This window comes from uncultured Virgibacillus sp. (genome assembly GCF_947495635.1).
In the GTDB taxonomy this organism is placed as follows: Bacteria; Bacillota; Bacilli; order Bacillales; family Amphibacillaceae; genus Virgibacillus; species Virgibacillus salarius.
Genome location: NZ_CANMAB010000232.1, coordinates 1 through 470 on the forward strand (window position 1 = coordinate 1; position 470 = coordinate 470).

1 protein-coding gene is annotated in these 470 nt (G+C 30.4%); it reads right to left on the reverse strand.

Going from position 1 to position 470, the window contains the following annotated elements:
• On the reverse strand, nt 1–470 hold a 470-nt coding region (locus tag Q1A47_RS20620; protein ID WP_299632765.1), incomplete at both ends, for a condensation domain-containing protein.

Consider the following 470-nt stretch of genomic DNA (forward strand, 5'->3'; position numbering starts at 1 on the left):
GCCTGCTCCTCAAATAATGTATGAAGTGATTTATCTTTCGGATAATCCGCGTTTGTTTGGTTAAACTCCTGCAGGAGTTTCTGACTGTCTAATTCGGTTAAAATATTGATATCTGCAACTTCTACTTCAACTGTCTCGATAATAGTTTGTAGAATTTTAGTGAATTGATTTTTAAATTTGATAACACTTGTTTTATCATACAGCTCTTTATTATAAGAAAACGTAATTTCTAATACATCTTTAGGTAAAACCATTACGTCAAAATCATAATTCGTTTGTTCATAGACGTTTGATTCACTAATTTTAAAGCCTACATCTTCTACTACATCATAGACTTGATCATCGGAATAATAATTTTGGAAAATAATGATATGATGAACTAATTCTTGATTCACCTCAGATAAAGATTGAATATCTGCCAGTGGATAATAATCATATCTTGCCGATTCTAATGAATCTTTCTGCATTTG